Annotated in this window: 16 protein-coding genes and 1 pseudogene; 11 read left to right on the top strand and 6 right to left on the bottom strand. The window is 45.5% G+C overall.

Going from position 1 to position 18766, the window contains the following annotated elements; translation table 11 throughout:
- Window positions 1-94: 94 nt before the first annotated feature.
- The 6 genes from L21SP2_RS03110 to L21SP2_RS03085 form a co-directional block, all read right to left on the bottom strand.
- Window positions 95-1051, bottom strand: coding sequence for a PD-(D/E)XK motif protein (locus L21SP2_RS03110; RefSeq protein ID WP_024267023.1), 957 nt, complete (start codon window positions 1049-1051; stop codon window positions 95-97).
- A complete protein-coding gene (locus L21SP2_RS03105; RefSeq protein WP_024267022.1) occupies window positions 1048-1740 on the bottom strand; it encodes a DUF6339 family protein in 693 nt (230 codons plus the stop codon). Before L21SP2_RS03105 ends, L21SP2_RS03110 begins: the two co-directional genes overlap by 4 nt.
- Window positions 1741-1742: 2 nt before the next feature.
- Window positions 1743-2645, bottom strand: a complete 903-nt coding sequence (locus L21SP2_RS03100; RefSeq protein WP_024267021.1) for a hypothetical protein — start codon at window positions 2643-2645, stop codon at window positions 1743-1745.
- Complete coding sequence (locus L21SP2_RS03095; RefSeq protein ID WP_024267020.1) at window positions 2642-4540, bottom strand: hypothetical protein; 1899 nt, start codon at window positions 4538-4540, stop codon at window positions 2642-2644. The genes L21SP2_RS03100 and L21SP2_RS03095 overlap by 4 nt, the downstream gene beginning before the upstream one ends.
- Entirely contained in the window at window positions 4537-7212 is a 2676-nt protein-coding gene (locus tag L21SP2_RS03090) for a Z1 domain-containing protein (protein WP_024267019.1), read from the bottom strand. Before L21SP2_RS03090 ends, L21SP2_RS03095 begins: the two co-directional genes overlap by 4 nt.
- A 398-nt stretch (window positions 7213-7610) precedes the next feature.
- Window positions 7611-8183 carry a hypothetical protein gene (locus L21SP2_RS03085; RefSeq protein WP_041401079.1) on the bottom strand — a complete coding sequence of 191 codons (573 nt, stop codon included), beginning with the start codon at window positions 8181-8183 and terminating at the stop codon, window positions 7611-7613.
- Between the two features lie 225 nt (window positions 8184-8408).
- Here L21SP2_RS03085 and L21SP2_RS03080 point away from each other — a divergent pair, with 225 nt between their 5' ends.
- The 11 genes and pseudogenes from L21SP2_RS03080 to L21SP2_RS03025 all read left to right on the top strand — a co-directional run bounded on the left by L21SP2_RS03080 (window position 8409) and on the right by L21SP2_RS03025 (window position 18601).
- Entirely contained in the window at window positions 8409-9248 is an 840-nt protein-coding gene (locus L21SP2_RS03080; protein ID WP_024267016.1) for an oxidoreductase, read from the top strand.
- Window positions 9245-9964 (top strand): TetR/AcrR family transcriptional regulator, encoded by a 720-nt coding sequence (locus tag L21SP2_RS16785; RefSeq protein WP_024267015.1) that lies wholly within the window; start codon window positions 9245-9247, stop codon window positions 9962-9964. Before L21SP2_RS03080 ends, L21SP2_RS16785 begins: the two co-directional genes overlap by 4 nt.
- A gap of 293 nt (window positions 9965-10257) precedes the next feature.
- Window positions 10258-10770: a hypothetical protein gene (locus tag L21SP2_RS03070; protein WP_024267013.1), complete on the top strand. Its 513-nt coding sequence runs from the start codon at window positions 10258-10260 to the stop codon at window positions 10768-10770.
- Window positions 10771-10877: 107 nt separating this feature from the next.
- Complete coding sequence (locus L21SP2_RS03065) at window positions 10878-11855, top strand: hypothetical protein (protein ID WP_024267012.1); 978 nt, start codon at window positions 10878-10880, stop codon at window positions 11853-11855.
- A gap of 163 nt (window positions 11856-12018) precedes the next feature.
- Window positions 12019-12600 (top strand): hypothetical protein, encoded by a 582-nt coding sequence (locus tag L21SP2_RS03060; protein WP_144082906.1) that lies wholly within the window; start codon window positions 12019-12021, stop codon window positions 12598-12600.
- Window positions 12601-12662: 62 nt separating this feature from the next.
- Window positions 12663-14165, top strand: a complete 1503-nt coding sequence (locus L21SP2_RS03055) for a hypothetical protein (RefSeq protein ID WP_024267010.1) — start codon at window positions 12663-12665, stop codon at window positions 14163-14165.
- A 133-nt stretch (window positions 14166-14298) separates the two neighbouring features.
- Window positions 14299-15812, top strand: a pseudogene (locus L21SP2_RS17875) (IS5 family transposase).
- Between the two features lie 126 nt (window positions 15813-15938).
- Window positions 15939-16526 carry a pyroglutamyl-peptidase I gene (gene pcp / locus L21SP2_RS03040; RefSeq protein WP_024267007.1) on the top strand — a complete coding sequence of 196 codons (588 nt, stop codon included), beginning with the start codon at window positions 15939-15941 and terminating at the stop codon, window positions 16524-16526.
- A 135-nt stretch (window positions 16527-16661) separates the two neighbouring features.
- A complete protein-coding gene (locus L21SP2_RS03035) occupies window positions 16662-17354 on the top strand; it encodes a hypothetical protein (RefSeq protein ID WP_024267006.1) in 693 nt (230 codons plus the stop codon).
- A gap of 264 nt (window positions 17355-17618) precedes the next feature.
- Complete coding sequence (locus L21SP2_RS18500; RefSeq protein WP_169730414.1) at window positions 17619-18032, top strand: methyltransferase family protein; 414 nt, start codon at window positions 17619-17621, stop codon at window positions 18030-18032.
- A gap of 56 nt (window positions 18033-18088) precedes the next feature.
- The gene (locus tag L21SP2_RS03025) at window positions 18089-18601 is read left to right on the top strand and encodes a TetR/AcrR family transcriptional regulator (protein ID WP_024267003.1); all 513 of its coding nucleotides are present in this window, start codon (window positions 18089-18091) and stop codon (window positions 18599-18601) included.
- The last annotated feature ends 165 nt before the right edge of the window (window positions 18602-18766 follow it).

Raw genomic sequence — 18766 nt, 5'->3', positions numbered from 1 at the left:
TAAGAAATCACTGAAAGTGCCATAAATCGGTGCCATAATATAAATCTCGTAATACGATCATAGTTGGCTAAAGAAAGTTGTATATTTGCACAACCTAGTTTGCTATTGTTTCTAAAAACTTTGTAAAAACAAGTGACTTATTACAAACATCCAAGTCGATTGAATATGATATTCCAAAAACGCCAGAAGGTATCTGCCCGTTGACGAAAAATTCGGGAGAAATACGTGGAAAACTATCATCAACCGTGTAAACAATTTCTTCGAGTACTTTAAACGACTTTTTTCTACCAGGGTGTCCCTCTGGAATACCTTGAGCTTTGAGATATTCATCGATTACATTAAACTGAGAATTGGATAGATTATGTGACCTCATCGCATGTAACAGATCATCAATAGATTCACCTATACCCCTTTGAAATTCTTCGACCCGAAGGAACAATAAATACTTTGTTCTCGTTGGATCTGATAATTGAAATTCTGATGAAACTTTAATTTTCCGACCAGTTCGTTGCGAAGTAGTTTTCACTTCAATATCCCAGCCATGAGTCGAAAAATCACGAGACCCACTAGTCAGCGAGTCCCATTTTAGATCTGCGGATAATAAAGGAAAAAGTTTTAAATAACAGTAAAGTTCACCCCAATAACCGTTTACTGTCGAATTAGAGATTCTATTCCCTGTAAGTTCAATCCATGAATTCCACCAAGATTCCGGATCAGAGTGAAAAGCGTCTCTGGAATTGATTTGTGTGGCAACATGAATGAAATCACGTCCCATTGTAAGAAAATTTCTCCCGATAAGGTGTCTGGGTGAAAGCAATCCGATATAAGTCCTTTCTAAATTATTCTGCACTAATGATAGTCTCTTTAGTTGAATACCTGATGCCCGTAACACAAGAGGAGTATTATTATCTGTTGGAATAAAGAAACCAGCAAGATTATCCACACATCCAATGAAGATATCTGTAAAATTCTCAACAGGTAACTTAATAGTATGATTATTACGAGATAAACGCAGTAGTTCAGCTATCTCATTCTCATCTTTCCAATTCATGTAAATCTAAGCTCCTTCAGAAGATCATCAACATAGTGATTTAGTCCGCCTTTATAAAGATCAGGAATGATTGTTTCCTGCCATGCAGAATTCAATTTCATCACCTTTCGAACCATCTCCTCCCTTCCATCATAATTTGATCCTGAATGAAGTATGCGATTAAGAATTAGTTGAATTAAGCTTTTATGATATCCATCACCGGAACGCTCAACAACAGCTACAAGCGTATCTGTCGAGAACTCACTCATTATGGAAAGTGTATCGTTGGTACTTTTACCTGGTGAATGACATAAAGCAAAAAACCACCATAAAGACCCACCATAATTTCTTGTCTGATGCTGAACTCGGTTCTTTTTGCTAGCATCTAAATAGTTTTCCGGAGTCACCTGCCATCTTTCTTTTATTATTTCAGATAAAACTTCTACATTTATACGCCACCAGAATTGTCTGTCACTGGCTATTGCAATAGACAAATCCTTCAGACCACAGTACAACTTTTCTGCTATAATGCAATCATATTGCCATTTTTGGTTTTTACGATATTCAACAGACTCAACATTAATTTTTAGATTGGACAATACTTCAGTCAACTGGGAAGGATATTTATATCTTGAATTCTCTCCAGAAAAAACTTTAATATATTCCTGAGAGAATTTTTCATAACTGTATAAATAATCCTGATAAATCATCCTTAAATTTTCCTCCCAACACACTGCAGTAGATGCTTAAAAACAACACGTCTTAGCTCACAGGGCTCATTAATCAACTCAGAAAGCTGAACATTTGATTTATTCTTCTTTATTCGGTGATACCATCGATGTAGAGCAGAAATTACACTACCAGAGTAAAAGTCTTCACCCTCTATACCACCGACAATCAAATCAATATAAACAGGATCACGAGTACAGATCGTTATAAACAAATCTGAAATAATTGAAGCCCAAAAACCTTGTTGCACTGGGGATAAATAAATTGAATCGCTCGATATTGATATTGCCTTATTATATTCCATTTCTCCTTCATAAATTGACAGCAAGAAGACTTCTGAAAACTGATCAAATTCAGGTTCCTCGGTTTCTATACTCCAATCCCAAACAGGCCTGTCGGCATCACCATGTTCAAAAATACTGATCTCACTGCCACTTCCTCTGAATGAGAACTCCGGAGAATATATTTCACAGATTTTTTTTCCAGTGTCCAAAATCACAAGGCGAAAACGAATTGTTACAGGCACGTAAAATGAATGTATGCTCATACTCAAATCAAACTCTGAGCAACCCTGATCGAACACAAAATACTTACTTGCCCTTCTAAAAGATGGAACTCGACTGACAAGTTGAATATTCGCTTGCAAAGAATTATTTGAATTCATTCCTTCCGGTAAAATATCCCTGAAAATCCGTCCATCAGTGCATTTTGTAGTGACTTCTACTCTTACCCCATGACTGGAGGTCCAATTACTGTTCACTAACGGCGAATTGAAACCTGGGGTGAGTTTAACAGGTTCCTCAGAAGGCAATGAAGTATTATAAATTGTCCACTCAGTGATGAATGCAGCTTCGTCAATGATCGGGAATGGTTTGAATACCTTCATAATAATAGATCCTTGATACCTAGTTTTATTCGTGTGTCAGAAGATTCAACACGAATAAGTATTGAGAGTTCCATCCTCTTTCCGGCGGGGATCTTGATACCATCGTCTGTTGCCACAATTTTATCTGTCATATTATAGCGGTCATTCACCAATCCATCGTAAGCTTCATTCCAGGGAGGATTAATATCAAACTGTTCAGTCCATGACCTTCGAGTAAGGTATTTCTTTTCAACCTTTGCGACACTTTGCAACAACAATGGTTGATTTTTCGCGACTTCCAGATCCACCAAGAATACAATTATACCTTCCTTTGGAATCATGTGAATCTTCACTTCCTTAATTGATGATTTCGTACCACCGGAGCTCCCTCCGTTTGGAGAGTGTTCGGAATAATCAGGAGACTGGGCATGTCCACTATGGCCGAATCCGAATGCTCCTAGTATCAAGTCTCCTGCAATTCGTCCCTGAGCAATATCACGAGAAACATCAATTTTCTGAGTACCATCATGGTCTTTAAACAAATTCTTTATTTCTCTGAATAACATTCTGGCATAATTAGATTGCTCTCTAAATTTACGTATCTTGCTCCATAAACTGTCATCCCAACCGGAATGATCTTTTCCTTCACAACCACGAAAATAGGACTCTGCATTAATATATTGGCTTCTTGATCCAGGCTTTTTTAATTCACATTCCGGATTAATCAGCAACAAGCCTATTCGATACTCATCAGGGTTTCCAGGTTCAGGTAGAAGAGCAGAATCATATTTAACAATCATCCCTGCAGCACGAGTCATGCCGCAAACAGACCTGGATTCCTGTGAAGTATTATTCATGAGATACTCAACCGGAGATTTGAAATTATCAGGGGCTTGCATCAGAAGTTCAGATCTTGTCAGATCGCGATAAACAAGTACAGCAGTTATATTTTTATTCTTAATTTTAAGAGGAACAATCTTAATATCACTATCATCCTTGCTTTCTGACTCGTCTTGTTTAAGATATCCATATGCTGTCTCAAACAGATTACGAAACAGATAAAAAGATGGATTGCGCTCGAATGATCTTTTATAATGATAGGGCAAATTCCTGATAGTAAGTTTATGCTTAAAATTATCTCCAAGTCGAATTACATACCATCGATATACTTCCTGATAACAGTGCCTAAGAAAATTCTGTTCAAATTCTTTCAAGTCATTAAATCCATACTTTTCAGGATCATGATCAAGATGGATAAATATACTGGTACCAGGCTCGTTCCGGATCGACAACCCCAAATTACTCAATGTAGGTCGTATTTCATTTATATCAGTTAGTGGAACATTTTCTTTACTACCCCAGAAGGCAATGCCTGTTCCTACATCCCGGAGGTATGCACGTTCAGTATCACGCTCATCAACTATCCACTTCGCGCATAACCGTGAAAGATTCTCTTTTTTAGTCTGAGAGTAAATAATGATAAATCCAGATCCCATAAGATGATAAATGGATTTTCCCATTCCCCAGCTGCCACCGGCATCATCATTCGCTTGTGGAACTCCCATCGATAATGCAAAGCGCCAGAACCGCCCCATATCATCGAGTGACTCAGGTTCTTGCAAAGCACCATCTAGACCATATGTACCGAAATCAGAAAACTCTAAAAAGAAGTGTTCTTTATCCGTGGAAAACCCTGCTTTTTCGAATACAGAATTCAAAACGTCTGCTGGTACCTTGCGTAATTTAAGTTCGATACTGACTGTCACATTTATCTCATCATGAGCATCCAGTGAGTTTTGAACAGCTTCACGAATAAACAAAGGGGTAGGATCTTCACCAAACGTGTTAGGAAGTTCTTCCAAAATAGTATGACCATAAAAACTGTTCGGCCGGATAGGAGTAGCAAATCTTCTCATGAGTCCTCATCTTCAGCATCATTAATATCCGCATCTGACTCAGGCTGAACAAATCCGTCAAGATCAATTTGAATATAATTTGTGCTCAGTTCTTTACCCCCCGGCCAAAATAAAGAGAGCGCAATAATATGTTCGGGTTCTGACAAGTTAACCCTTTTATTGGTTCTATCTTGTTCAGGTTTTGCTAAGAGGTCATCCATCGATATAGATTTCCTCGTTGAACTGCTTTTATTTATCATATAAAGCAACAGAAGGGGCTGCTTAATATCTTTACTGGTAAGATATTCACGCCTTCCCTGTGCAGTATTTTTTACTGTTAAATCATCAGGGATGTCCAAATCTAATAGAATATCTCCAGGACCCCTCAGTGATTTGATATATATATAGGATTGCATTTTATCATTATCATAAACAGCGCTCCTATTTGATACTCTCCAAGTAAAGCTGAATCCTTCTAACCCTGAATCTTCTCCACTATCCGGATTAACGAAGACTACATTCCAATCATTCCAACTGAATTTATTATGTGAATCAACCAGCCATTCTGCAAGCTTTTGCGGATTCTGAAACGCACGTTGATTCTGCCAAAATACGAAATTAGTTATGTACTCGGATATCATGTTCACTGGTACACCACGATATATTACACACGGTTTATCTGGGTTTACATTTTTTGAATATGACTCTCGCAATAGATTCTCAAAACTTGTCGTCAACTCAATATTCTTTCGCAAAATAGCCGGATCTTTCGCAAGATATATTGTCTGTGGAGCACTAATTCCATACGAGATATCATTTGAAGCTGCACTTCTTTTGTTTTTTGGAGTAATCTGGATAATATCAGGATTATGCAGAATAACTGGTGCCATCTGGGAAGGATCCTGAACTGAGGTCTTAATCTGTTCCCGCAATTCTTGATCAACTCTTGAAATAAACTGAAAAATACTTACGGTGGCTGGTGTCATCCATATCCTTGGAAGATCATCATAACCTCGCCTATAACCAAACCAACGTCCCATCTGCATCAATGTATCCGATGTTTTACTGACTCTGAGAAAAAATGTACTCACAAGCCCTTCAAGAGTTAAGCCACGTGCCAGAGTATTTCCTCCAATAACTATAAAAGCCGGAGAAAAATCACCTCGCCAAGTTTCATCAGGGTAGTTTAAACGATTCTCTCTGGATTGATTTCCATTATCTATACAAAAATGAATTCCAGAATGGAAATCAGATGGTGATCTATCACCCATTGTTTTATTTAACAAAAAAGAAAAGTCGAGTTTTTCGAACTCAGGTAATTCAGAAATAAGATCAGGTGCTAGTTCCATTTCTGAATCCCAGACCTTTTTTATTTTTTCAACACTATGATTGGATGAATTAAGACTTTGCAAATACTCCTGAATCGACTCTGCAAGATTAGTGTGGTGAATTGTCCTGTGGCTGGTATGGATGAGCATTGTTGTAGGTTGAGGGCCATGACCACGATAGCGCCGAACTGCAACTGAACATAAAAACCAGATAATAGCATATTTCAACGATTCAGGAAGATCATCCGAAAGCAAAGACTTTTGAATATTCTGTATCTGCTTTACTTCATCTGGTAACACATAACGAATAATATTCAATCCATCTTCACTTTCCTCACCAAAGCTATCTGAAGACATTCCAAATATCTCTTTTGCACCGAAGTACCCTTTTCCAGGCTCCAAAACGAAGATGGCATGTCGAGGATACAGCGAACGACCGTTATCAGCATCAGGAGCCTCATTCAACAGATTCGCATAAGGCGTCGCGGTATATGCAAGGTAACTGGTTTTAACTGGATGAATATGGACAATCTCGCGAATTAATTTTGCCACTGTTGTTACTTCATTACGGTCTGCCTGAGTATTAATACCTCCTTGATCCGCTTCATCGTCAATTATCAGAATTCTTGGTTCATACTTGGACTCTATAACCCATTCCAGCCATCTCTTAGTTTGGCGTAACCTTGTCGAATTTTTTAAGCAGACGTTCAAGACGCAATTTTTACCGCTAAATATATTCTGAGGTAAACAGATTGGCTTTCTGTTCAATCTGTCGCATACAACCAGAGTTCTGCTTGAAGCACCTCGGAGATCAGAAGACAGTCTTACCTGAGTTTGTTTCCTCAAAGATTCAATCGTTCCGGATAAAACAATCACCAAATCATAGTTATAATCAAATGCTAGCGAAATGACACCAGCCATGCTTGCAGTTTTACCGGACTGAACGTGTCCGATAGCCAGTCCCCTTAGAGGAGGGTCCTGTAGATCAGTTTCTTCGCTTGCTGCTGAATTCAGAGTTGCGGCTATTTTCCTGCATGAAATTCCCAGTTTATAAATTTCATCTTCCGGCCATTTTTTCTCCACAAGATTTTTTTTATATGTGTACCAGAAGGAGTCAGCATTCAGAGGTTCATCAACCGGGTCTATATTCTGCAAAGACCGGGGGATAGTAGTAAGAACTTCCTGTTCTCGAACTTGAAAAAAACGTTCAACTTGTCTGAGCAGTTCTGTTCGGGTAATAGATCGCAACTCCGACCAAGTTTGGATTAGACCGTCCAATCCTCTCACGATTTCCATCTTTGCTAAATCAAGCGATTTCGAATTTGCAATCTTGTCTTCACACCATCTCTGTAAAATATCGTTCATCTAATCCTCATTGAGTGCAACCTTGCTGCATCCACTAATCTCATTTATAGGGTCAAATCACTGTATGAGGTCAAATAATCTGGACCGCATAATGCAACTTGCCTAGCCACACTTCACTTCCAAGCAGAGCCTAACACCACCGCTTCCTTCACCATAAATCCATTTACCTTTCGGCGCAACCGAATCGTTCCACGCTTCACCTCCGTCCTGTGTTTCAGGACCTTCTTCTGCTTTTCATCACCGGTGTTAAATTGCGGGAATACAGCGGACAAAAATAGCAGACTCCGGTTACCGTTCCTGTTTTGCTATGCGGTCCGGAACCAAATCGCAGTAGTACCGTTACTTCAACAGAAAAGGGAAGCTCTCCATGGAGATGAAATTCAGTGCTTTGTTGCAGTTTAATGCCTGAGGGGCACCTGGCGGTTCTTCGAATCTGCTTTGCCGTTTCTGAACTTGAGTCGGCGCATTGCGGCGAGTAAGAACACGAACCCCATCAAAAGAAAAAATTGCATAATGAGTATCTGGCCCAGAATAAAGGATCGATTACCCAGCTCCAAGGCTATTTCCGGTTGCAGGGCAAAACCGGGGGCTCCTACCATGCCGCAGGTCTGCCACGCTGCTGATAAAAAACTGATACCTCCGCAGAGAATATAATCGGAAACCTCCCGTACATTGCCAGCCAGCGTTTTCCGCGTGCGCATCCATGCCAGGACCAGAATTATGAATATAGTGATGTACAGATATCCCGAAACTGCGAAAAAAACAAATGGAACTGACCAGTCCTGTAGTAACCGCACTGCGTGGAATAGAAAGTAGCCGATTTCCAGAAGGAACAAAAGGAGCAATCCGTGAATGACGTTTCGACGGAATGCAAGTAGAGCTGATCCTTTTACGAGAAGTACAGCGCCTAAAGGGAGACCTGCGGTGATAAAAAGAAGCAGAAGGCCGCCCAATCCATGCCATTCTGTCATTATCGATTCCGGGCCTGTTTCAAGAAAAAATTGCCGGAGGAAAAACATCAGACTTGGTGGTCCGATGAGAAGGATCAGATGAGAGTTCTGTTGTTAAATCTTTTATCTCGCCGGCGCAGGTCTCCAAAAAATGACCCATAAAGCAATATCTCCCCCGAATAATCTTGACTAATTACACCCCGTAACTTATTTTTAGTTACACAATGTAATTTAAGGAGCAGACACATGAACAGGAAAGGTACAACACATAACGTCGCGCTGGTGACCGGTGCATCTTCAGGCATCGGCAAGGCGGCAGTGAGGGAGTTATTGTCCCGGGGCATCACCGTGTACGCCGGAGCCAGGCGAACTGAAAGAATGGAAGATATCCGGGCTGAGGGAGCTCGGCCATTAGGTTTGGACGTCACCGATGAACAGTCCATGGCCGCCGCCGTATCAGCCATCGCCGAGGAAGCCGGATCGCTGGACATCCTGATAAACAATGCGGGATACGGTACCTACGGTGCGGTGGAGGATGTAACACTCGCTGAAGCCCGCAGACAATTCGATGTGAACATGTTCGGGCTTGCCCGGCTTACTCAGTTGGCCCTTCCTCTGATGAGAAAACAGGGATCCGGCCGGATTATCAACGTCAGCAGCATGGGCGGGAGGATCTATACCCCCCTTGGCGCATGGTACCACGCAACCAAACATGCCGTGGAAGGCTTTTCCGACTGCCTGCGGTTTGAACTGCGTCAGTTCGGCATTGACGTTTCGGTGATTCAGCCCGGGGCCATTCAGAGCGAATGGGAATCCATTGCTGCCGATTCGGCCCGGAAGGCCTCCGGTGAAGGAGCCTATGCCCGCCTTACCGCAGCAACGGTACAAACCATGGAAAATGCGTACACCAAAGGCCGCCCGTCTGCACCGGAGGTGGTTGCCAGGGCAATTGCCCATGCATCATTAAGCCGCCGCCCGCGGACCCGATACGCTCCCGGACGCAATGCCAAATTGCTGCTTACCCTGCGGCGCTGGTTGTCGGATCGGGTATTCGATGCAGTTGTCCGAATGGCGTACGGCATATGAGCTGGAAGAGAGCCCGCAGTGAGGATCAGAAAGCCGAACGCATTCTGGCAATTCAGGATGCCGCCGGCAGTCTGTTCCTGAGCGCAGATTATCACAGCATCGGCTTGGAGCAGATCGCCAAGCGGGCCGGATTTACCCGCCCGAACCTCTATCGTTATTACCGCAGCAAGGAAGAAATTTTCCTTGCCATCCTTCAGCGGGATCTGGAATCCTGGGTTGGGGAAATGGAATCGGACAGCATGAGCGCAGCCGCCCTCAAAACAGGGGGCGAACCCGGTGCAAGTTCCGCGTTCGCCGGTTGGTGGGTGAAACATTTTACCGCCCAGCCCCGGTTGCCCCGCCTCCTGCCGCTGATGTCCTTCTCCCTGGACGACAACGCCGGAGAGGAACTGCTGCGGGAGTTCAAGCTTCATCTGGCGGATATCAGCCTGAGAATTGCAGAGATCGTGCGCAGCCGGCTGCCCTGGTATCCCGCCGAGGCCCTGGCAGATTTTCCCACCATGCAGCTGGCCCTGGTCACCGGGCTCATGCCCATGGCAACCAGAAGCGAAGTGCACAACCGGGTGCTGGAAGATCCCCGTCTCAGGATATTCGCCATCGATTTCGAAACCCGGTACCGGAAGGTGCTTGAGCAATTCATCCTTGGCGTACAATGCCGTCAGGACGCGGACCGGGCTGCCCGGGACGCAGGCCAATACCGGGACGCAGGCCAATAGAGAACAAAGAATCGCAGGGAGTGCCGGTGTGCACTCACTGACCTCATGGCCTGCCTGCACCGGCACAATTGCGTAACACCCTGTATTTCTCCGTGACCACAGCTATACTCTCTGGTATGAACCAGAAAATTATCTTTTGCTTTTCTATTCTCTGTTTTTTCGCCTTCATAAGCTGTGCCGGAGATCCGGCGACTCCATCTGCCGGCATATCCCGGGATACTCCAGCTGCGGCTCAATCCACGATTTCCATAGGCAATGCAGTTGCACCGATTAACTATTGGATGAGTGCATGGATGCTCAACGATCTGGTTAAGCAGGCGGGCTTTGAAAACGAGATCGGAAACACGGAAGCGGGCAGCATGTGGGTGCCGGTGATCGACGGACAATGGATGGGGCAGTACCGTCACAAGGTGCAGCAGGATTCACAAGGCTGGCCGATCTCCATGACCCTGGACAACCGGATGATCGCTGATCGCCTGGTTACCATTCTCATCGACGATGATTATCGAAGCATTCCGGCAGAGACGCTGACCCTCAGCTACCGAGGTCAGGGCGAGATTCGACTTGAGGGGGCTCGCATTGTTCGGGAGATCGACACCGGGAATGAATACTCCCAATTTGAGGTGATATATGATGGCCAAGGATATCTCAGCCTCATCATTGAAGCGAACGATCCCGAAGCTACGGGAGACTATATAAGAGATATTTCTCTCAGGCGAAGCAGTCAGGAAACGGCAGGCCCTTTAATCGGAAGTACATCGATTTTATTACACCGTTCCGTGTCATTCGTCCTCTTCACCTCATAGGCGAACAACTGATATACGGTCCGGGCATCAGCTGGGAACAGCGGAAATCTCCTGAATATTCACACTGGGGGGGAGCCCTGGGTGCACCATTTGAGGCGGCGGCCTGGTTGGCCAATTACAGTGATTCGGATCTTTGGCTGAATATTCCGGTGGCTGCTGACGATGATTTTGTACGGTCTCTGGCAGAGCTGATGCGGGCGGAACTGGATCCGGATCGCAGACTGTATCTGGAGCTGGGAAACGAGTTGTGGAACTGGGCGGAGCCTTACTCCTTCGGCAGAGATTATGCCCTGACCCGGGCCAGATCCCGCTGGCAGGGGGTGGAGGGTACCGTGACCGGCTACAGCGACGGCGAACCGGTAAATGAACTCATGATGATCTATAGCTGGCAGGGAATCCGCAGCATCGAAATAGCTGATATCTTTCGAGATGTGTTTGCATCCCGGCCGGATCGGATAATCTCGGTTCTCGCCGGGCAGATCGGCGCATCCATGCCCTATTGGTTTCCCTCCCGCTATCTATTGGAAACGCCGTTGTATACGGGTGAAGAAGAGGGCATGGCCGCCGGATACCAGGCAGATGCCTTCGCTGTGGCTCCGTATGTGGGAGAACCTGAGGGCGACTACGGGTTTCGCCGAAGCGGTCCCGGAGATTTTCTTGATGATGCCATTGCGTACGTTGAAGGCAGAGATCCATACGGGGTTCAAAGCCAGGAGCCCGGTATGCGCTATCAAATTCGTTCAGATGCAGCTCTTGCAGCGGAGTTCGGGCTCCCTTTGCTGGCCTATGAAGGCGGTCAGCATTTCACCGGAAGCCGGTTCACCAGGGATCAGGTAAACAGTCATGGCAACATGTACAACCTTTACCGCAGCCTGCTGAAAGTATGGGAAGAGGAAGGCGGTAGTCTGTTTGTCCACTTCGCAGGCATTATTCCCAAGGGCAAAAATCCGCCGGGAGAGGAACCCGGATATTATCAGAGCGAAAATTTCGGAGTTAAGGAGTATCAAAATCAGGATCTGGAACAAGCTCATAAAATGCGGGCATTACTCGATGCAATGAGGCTCAGCGGACAGATCGCTGAGTGAGCAGACCGGAGTTTGTCAGCCGGGAGCCTGCGGTTGACTGGAAAGGCTCCGTATTATACGATTACACATCTATAACGCAAATTTATTTAATTTATCATTTAAGGACACATGTATGAGAATCTCAGCCCAAAAGCATAATTGTACAATACTTCTGATACTGATAATGGCCCTCCCCATCTTCGCCGCTCCATGGGGTGAAGGTGTTGATGATGTGGAAGATGCCTGGAATGGCTATAGCAATTTACAAATGAAAATATCAGGGCAAATACAGGGGTTCGTAACATCCATAAACGGAGGGCACACTGAAGATGTTTTTGCTACTGCCAGTAACAGTTCTTCGGGAGACATTGACAGCACAGACGAGGTACTCATCAGCTTTTTGGACGATAATACTGTACAATTTGAATTGCTCAATACCATGTATACGTATATCTCTGATTATGATTTTAAAGATTTTTATAACTATGAGTATTTTAGTGAATCGAATCGTTTACAATATACAGAAGATTTTTGGATAGATACACACTTTGAGCGCAGACCCTATCATGTACGTGCATATTTTCCAGATTCAGAAATTTTTCGCCTGAGACAGGGCGACGATATCAGATATCTTTGGATCACTTTCATGGATAACCGACCGGTCTTGCTGAATATTGGATTACTTGACGATGAAGACATTTATTTACCATATGTTTCCGTAAGTACCTATCTGATCCTGGAGTACTCGTACACAACCAGTGAGTAGCAAACGAGAGAAGCACTGCATTCAATGTGTTCTCCAGTTTTCTACATTGAGAGGAAATATATATGTGCTGCGATAATTGGAACATTCGTCTACCAGTATTTTATGTCCTGCTGCTTCTTTTCGCATCTGCCTCAGTGCACTCCGAGATAGATCTTAATTTCAATAATTCTGATGTTCAGTACATCAGTTCACTAGCCGAAGATTCTCAAATCATTTTTTTTGGTGATTTTGATCACGGCAGAATACTCCCGGAAAATCTGTTTTTTCGGTTTCTTGAAGACTTTGTTCAACTTCAATACGAAAAAAGAAACATCCATCTTGCATTCGAAATATCTCAAGACTTGGAGAGTTTCATTTCCGATGACACTAATGAATGGGATCAAAACACATTATTCACAGACTATAACCGGCTGAAACTCAGCCGGCTTGGATACACCCTCGGGAAAATAGATCAGATTAAGGATATTGGAAATCAACATGGAATAGAAATAATCCCCCATTTTATCGATGATAGCTTTCCTCTTTTCGACTTTGAAAGCATGACCCCTATAGAAATAATCGATGCAGTAACAGTTCATTACCAGAATAGAGAAATAATGCTGACAGAGAATCTATCATCAATTTTAGAAGCGCATCCGGATGATTTAGTGTTTGTGTTTATCGGTAATGCACACGTTAAGTATGAACCATGGTCATTGGACCACTCAATGAGAAGTTTTTTGGAGGCAGGCGGGTATGATACAACTTTACGTTATTTCACCAATCTTTACAAAACACGCAACTTAGAGGTTCCATCCCTGTACTTTAATACTCTGGAGTCGGGCTACTCGTCTATTGTAATCGACCACCTGTTTTTTCCTCCTGTAGACCGTGAGGACTGGGAGAATAGGAATCGTGGGAATATACTATCAATAGATCCAAAGCCTGAGATCTTGGGTTCAAACAGAAAAGAATTCGAGTTCCTCATAGAGTATTTTATTCTTAGCATGAGAATCAGTGTGAGGCTTCCGGATTTTTTCAGTGTTATGGGCAACAAGATCGACTTTTCGGATGCATACATTTCTGACTTTCTACAATATCAACAAATACGATATGCCAATGAATTGAATTATGAATTCTATCAGAAATTTTATCGGAACTATTTTGAGTATGCTCATTCACAAGAGGATGTATCTGTTATCCAGCAATTCGAGTCTTTTTATGAGGTATTTGTTGATCGCTTAGTCGAGTATTTTCTATTTACTTCGAGCAACCTAACATATTTTGATGCAATGGATACGTACCTCTTTGAGCCGATTCAGAAAATCGCATACTTGGGTACACGTGAATTTGTGGACAGAGGTTTTAGTGGTTTTGAGTCGGTTGAAAGCCTGCGGAATTATCTATATGAGCTTTATGAACATGCCTTGATTAAGCAGCTTGTCTATTTGACATGGACCGGAACCGATGCTGAGAAAGAACAGGCCAACGAATACCTGCAAAATGCCACAGGAGAATCATTCACCCGTTTTCATGAGTGGATGGATTATATTCTCATCCAGGAACTGAGTGAATTTTATCCTTAATCTAGGGCCTCCTGAAAAAACCTTAACCCTATACATATAAATGAAATGCTGCTAGAATTTGTGCATGAAGTGCAAGGATTTTTAGAGAAGTGGCCGAAAACCCTTGCACATGCTTTTGTAGTGGGAGGGGAATATGTATCGGAGTGAAGATTCACAGCAGCTTGCATTTCAGGATTTTTATGTACCGTTTGGCGGAAAACTGAACCCCAATAACCGCTGGGTACAGCTTGCCAATTTAATTCCCTGGGAGGATTTAGAAGCAGAATATGCCTCACAGTTTGCTATCGAGAGCGGGCAAGGCGCTCCGGCGATCCGTTTCCGTACAGCATTGGGTGCCCTGATTATAAAGGAAAAATTAGGAATTACGGATGAAGAAACTGTGGAACAGATTCGCGAGAATCACTATTTGCAATATCTTAATGGGATGCAGGGGTACCAGGATGAAGCTCCCTTTGATCCATCCATGCCTGGTCACTCGCTACGCTCGTTGCCCGGCCGTGCATCCGGGATGGTTCATTTCAGAAAGCGAATCAGCATGGACATGATTTCCCGGGCAAATGAAATGATAATTGCCGAAGAACGTAAAAAAAAACGAAAGATGATACGGAAGCTGAAAAAGAAGAAAATCCTGAGGTAGAAAATAGCGGGAAGCTGCTGATTGATGCCACCTGCGTACCCGGTGATATTCGATATCCCACAGACCTTTCCCTTTTAAATGAGAGCCGGGAAAAACTGGAAACCATCATAGACGTTCTTCACGCAGAACGGCCCAAGGGGGCGACAAAACCCCGAACCTACCGGCAGAAAGCGCGAAAGGATTTTTTGGCGGTCATCAAAAAGCGCAGAGCAAGCAAGAACAAGATGCGCAAGGCAATACGCAAGTAGCTGGGGTACATACGCCGTAATCTCCGGCATATAGAGCAATTAGCGACGGTAGTCGGCTTGAATAGCCTGTCTCGGCAGCAGTACCGGAATCTGCTGGTTATCTCGGAAGTCTTTCGCCAGCAGGCACTGATGTATGAATCCAAAGATCATCGAATATCGGGCCGGGTTGTGAGTATCTCCCAACCCCATATTCGCCCAATAGTCAGGGGAAAAGCCGGGACCCCGGTGGAGTTCGGCATGAAGATTTCATCCGCCAATATTAACGGGTACATGTTTATCGATCGCTGTTCATGGGATCCATACAACGAGTCTGGAGATTTAGTCATGCAGGCTGAAAATTACAAACAGAGATATGGCGTGTATCCGGAATCAATACACGCCGATCAGATTTACTGCACCAGGGGCAACCGGAATTGGTGCAAGGAACGGGGAATCAGATTATCTGGTCCACCACTGGGTCGTCCACCGAAAGATCGTGGAGAAAATCGAGAACGAAGGAAACAGACCCGTCAGGATGAGCTGGATAGAATAGCCGTTGAAGGGACATTCGGTAGAGCAAAACGACGGTACTCAATGGGTCGATTAATGACAAAGCTTTCTGAGACCAGTGAAACGCAGGTGGCCATGGTCATGCTGGTGATGAACCTGGAAAAGATTCGCATGGATCTTTTTTGCGTCTTTATCATAGCTATACGGCGCAGCCGAAAAATTCCGAAGTCTCATTTCCCCGTGGTATTGGGGTATGGTAATATGGCAGCATAGGGTTTTTTCAGGAGGCCCTAATCTACCTCTACGAGCAGTTATATGGGATGATAGGTAAAATTTCATTATTTCCTCTTTCGGCCGGCATGCGTATACCCATGCCCGTTATTCAAGTAGGATGGGAGTATGAAAGTTCTACTAACGGGATTCGATCCCTTCGGCATTGATAATATCAACCCCAGCTGGGAGATGGCCAGATCCATGCCGGACACTGTCGGCGGAAACAGCATTGCAGCACTCAGGCTTCCCACCAGCTTTTTTTCATCCGGGGATGTGCTGATTGAGGCAATCGAAGAGCAGAAGCCCGATGCGGTAATCTGCACCGGGGTGGCTGACGGCCGCAACTCCATATCAATTGAAAAAGTGGCCATAAATTACATGGATGCCCGAATTCCGGATAATTCACAGTCACAACCGCGACACCAGGTCATCGAAGCGGATGGTCCGGATGCATATTTTACCGGACTGCCGACTCTGAAATTGCTTGATGCACTCAAGGCTGAAGGCATACCCGGCGAACTGAGCTACAGCGCCGGAACATATGTGTGCAATTATATTTTCTACATTTTGAGACATTACAATCCTGCTCTCATATCCGGCTTTATTCATGTGCCGCTTTTGCCTGATCAGATGGGCGAAAAACGCTCCGGAACTCCGTTCATGCCTCTTGAGATGATGGTTTCCGGAATGAAAGCAATAGTTGCTGCGCTCTGAAAGCCCGGGAGCGAATCCGTTGAGTTGATGAGTTGAAATTCCGCCGGGTGTGCTGCTCCCCCTCCCCTCATCAATTGACAAATTACCACATCAACCTTATTATAGACCAATCGGTCTATAAAGGAGTGTGGGGGTATGTCACATAGCAATTGGCGTTTTCCTGAACCAGGAACGGGGCCTGCCGGAATTCTGGATCAGCTGACGGGTCCGGGACCGGAACAGGCAGAACTGGTGCTGCAATTCGGGGCAGCTGTACTTTCGGCCGGGGCTGCGGGCATCTGGTATGCCAGCCGCAGTTCAGGACCTGTATGGCTGCTGGCGGTCACCATATTTCTCGCCTTCGATATCGGCGGAGGCGTCATAACCAACGCTACATCAACTGCGAAACGCTGGTTTCACAGGCAGGACCGGAGCGCCTGGTCCCACATGGCGTTTCAAATGGCTCACCTCCTTCATATTGCCGTGGTGAGTTTTCTGTACGGTGATGCACGCTGGACGCTGCTGCTGATTTTATCCGGGGCGCTAATTGCAGGATCGGGAATTGTGCTGCTCACCCCATTGTACCTGAAGCGCCCTGCAGCATTCGGTCTGTATGGCGCGATGGTGGTGCTGTTGCCCCGGCTTGCGGAGGTTCCCGCAGGTTTGGAGTGGTTCATTCCGCTGTTCTATCTCAAGCTGATATTGGGCCACCTGCTTCCGGAGGAGCCATACAGGCCCGGGTCCAATCTTCCCGGGCCGGGACGTGAGAGCGCAACGCAGGTCAATGTATCAGAAGAACGGTGCGAAGAACGAAAAAACCGTGAATCAGGAGGAACCCATGAATTCTGAAAAGAGAAATTTTTCGGCAGTCACACTGCTCTGGCTGATGGCTCAACTGGTCACCCTGACCGGGGTTCTTGTTCTTCTACTGCATGCTCCTGCGGCAGCCGCCCTTCAAGATCTTATGGGCTTCTTCCCCGGACATGCAATCGTGCCGGCCCGCCAGATCCTGGTGTCGGTGGCTCTTTCGCTGCTGCTTGTGCGCATGGCCCTCACCAGCCTGGTTCTTCTGCCGCGACGGATCGATCCGCCGGAGGCCATAGTGGTGGGGGTGTGGATCGGGATCATCCAGTTCACCATCGGGCTGTCCGCACTGGGGAACGGTTCGCCCCGGGGGCCGGCGCTGCTGCAGGGGCGGTCCTGTTCGTTCTGGGCAGCTTCATTAACTCCTGGTCCGAATATCAAAGAAAACGCTTCAAAGCGAAGCCGGAGAATGGGGGCAGGCTGTACACCGGCGGGCTGTTTTCGGTATCCATGCATATCAATTATTTTGGTGATATGATTTGGGCGACGGGTCTGGCGCTGATGACCGGATCCCTCATATCAGCGGCCATACCTGTGATCATGACGGCAATGTTTGTGTGGATACACATCCCGCGGCTGGATGCATATTTGGCTGAAAAGTACGGCCGGGAATTTGAGGACTACGCATCACGTACCAAAAAGCTCATACCATGGATGTACTGACGCCATGTGCCGAAAATGAATTCAGACCGGAATGCTGATAGATACAGGGGGAATGCATGCCGAAGATTGTTGACCACGATGCCTACCGGGAAGATATTGCAAATCGTGCGGTACAGGTGTTCCGGCGCCGGGGATATGCCGGTGTGGGGATGCGGGAAATGGCCAAAGAACTGGGCATGTCGAAAAGCGCCTTGTATCACTATTATCCCAGTAAAAAAGCCCTCTTTCTTGCCTGCTCGGCCCGGGTAGCTCAGATCAGTCTTCAACCGGAAGCAGCCCCGATTCAGGCCCTTGTGAAATTCGCACAGGACTGGGAGTCGGTGTTCCCCGGCGAAGTGCGGATCATACTGGATTATATCGGCACCCGGGATCCCGCGGATGTACGGAAGGATGAGGCCATTGCCATCGCCGTTCGGGGATTCCGGGACGGGCTGTCGCCGGTTGCGGGTCCGGACCGGGTAAACCAGGTGCTTGCCGCGGTCTTCGGCTTTCTCCTGATACGCTACTTCAGCGGCGGCGAGAACGATTGGCTCGAGCTGGAAGAAATGCTGGGTCGTATTCTCACATAGATCTTCTCAAGTAGATCGGGCCGCCTCAGCCCGGACATATCAATTTCCAAAAAACTCAAGATCTGCAGACGCTATTTCAGTTGACACAGGGCTGGAATGGGCCTATATTACAAACCGACCGCTGGTACGTACCGACGGTCGGTTTTTACCTGGTACAGCAGATGG

Origin of the sequence: Salinispira pacifica (assembly GCF_000507245.1) — a bacterium.
Classification (GTDB): Bacteria; Spirochaetota; Spirochaetia; order DSM-27196; family Salinispiraceae; genus Salinispira; species Salinispira pacifica.
This window is presented reverse-complemented; position numbering and strand designations above follow the sequence as displayed.